Origin of the sequence: Longimicrobium sp. (assembly GCF_036554565.1) — a bacterium.
In the GTDB taxonomy this organism is placed as follows: domain Bacteria; phylum Gemmatimonadota; class Gemmatimonadetes; order Longimicrobiales; family Longimicrobiaceae; genus Longimicrobium.
In genome coordinates, this window is the sequence record NZ_DATBNB010000525.1 from 1 (window position 1) to 1,848 (window position 1,848).

A 1,848-nucleotide genomic window follows, 5' to 3' on the forward strand; every position below is an offset into this window, starting at 1 on the left:
CCTGAAGCGATTCGAGATCGGCGAAGCGGTGTAGCACGCCAACGCGCAGAAGAGCGGATCTCACGCGGAGGCGCGGAGGTCGCGGAGAACAGAGGAGGCGCCCTCGGTTCCTCCGCGTCCTCCGCGCCTCCGCGTGATCCCAGTTCCTTCACGCTGGCATCCGGTGGGTCGGCGTGCTAAATCTCTAGCCGGGCAACACCGCAACCTGATCGTGACCATCCTCATGCGTTTCAACATCGCGGCCCGCGTTGCGCGGGCTTCCGGGCTCGCCGCGCTGGGCCTGCTCATCGCCGGCACGGCGGCCGCGCAGCCGCGCGTGGAATACGAGATCCGCTATCCCAACCGCGTGCACCACGAGGCGGAGGTGACCGCCACCTTCCACGGCGTGCCGGCCGGGCGCCCGCTGCAGGTGCGCATGAGCCGCACGTCGCCCGGGCGGTACGCGCTTCACGAATTCGCCAAGAACGTCTACGCCGTGCGGGCGGCAGACGGCGCCGGCCGAGCGCTCTCCATCACCCGGCCGGACCCGCACCAGTGGGACGTGGCCGGGCACGACGGGACGGTGCGTGTAACGTACACGCTGTTCGGCGACCGCGTAGACGGGACGTACACGGCCTTCGACGCCACGCACGCCCACATGAACATGCCCGCGACCTTCGTGTGGGCGCGCGGGATGGAGGACGCTCCCGTCCGCGTGCGCTTCGACCGGCCGGAAGGGTGGCGCGTGGCCACGCAGCTGGTGCCCACGCCGGACAGCAGCGTGTTCACCGCGCCGCACCTGCAGTACTTCATGGACTCGCCCACGGAGGTTGGCCCGTTCGACCTGCGCACCTGGACCGTGGCGGGACCGGGCGGGCGCACGTACACCATGCGCCTTGCCGTGCACCACCTGGGGACCCCCGCCGAGCTGGACCGCTACGCCGAAAAGGCCAAGAAGGTGGTGGCCGAGCAGATCGCCACCTGGGGCGAGCCCGCGGCGTACGATTTCGGCACCTACACCTTCATCGCCGACTACCTGCCCTGGGCGGACGGCGACGGGATGGAGCACCGCAACTCCACCATCATCACCTCCAGCAACTCCCTCGCGCGGGCCGAGATGGGGCTGCTGGGCACGCTTTCGCACGAGTACTTCCACTCGTGGAACGTGGAGCGCGTGCGTCCCGCCTCGCTGGAGCCGTTCGACTTCACCGAGGCCAACATGTCGGGCGAGCTGTGGTTCGCCGAGGGCTTCACCAGCTACTTCGACGACCTGTTCATCCGCCGCGCGGGGATCGTAAGCGACTCCGTCTACTCCATTTCCGCGGGTGCGATGGCCAACGCGGTCACCAACGCGCCCGGCCGCCGGTACTTCTCGCCGGTGGAGATGAGCATGCAGGCCCCTTTCGTGGACGCGGCCGTTTCCATCGACCCGCACAACCGCGGCAACACCTTTCTCAGCTACTACACCTGGGGATCGGGGATCGCGCTGGGGCTGGACCTGACCCTGCGCAGCCGCTTCCGCAACGTCACCCTGGACGACTACATGCGGGCGGTGTGGCGCGAGTTCGGCCGGCCGCAGACGGAGGCGCTGGCTCCCGCGCGCCCGTACACGATGGCCGACCTGCGGCGCGTGCTGGGCGAGGTGACGGGCGACCGGGCGTTCGCGGACGACTTCTTCGCCCGCTACGTCGAGGGGCGCGAGGCGGTGGACTACGCCGCGCTCCTGGGCCGGGCCGGGTTCCTGCTGCGCAAGACGCAGCCGGGCCGCCCCTGGCTGGGCGCGCAGCTCGAGGACGTGCAGGGCGGAGGCGTGCGCATCGCCGGCTACCCGCCCGCCAACGGCTCGCTCTACGCCGCGGGCTTCACCGC

General features: G+C 70.3%; 1 protein-coding gene. It reads left to right on the forward strand.

Features of this window, described 5'->3' with window-relative positions:
- Positions 1 to 211: 211 nt before the first annotated feature.
- Positions 212 to 1,848 (forward strand): hypothetical protein (locus tag VIB55_RS14475; protein ID WP_331877364.1); only part of this gene is annotated, 1,637 nt, incomplete at its 3' end.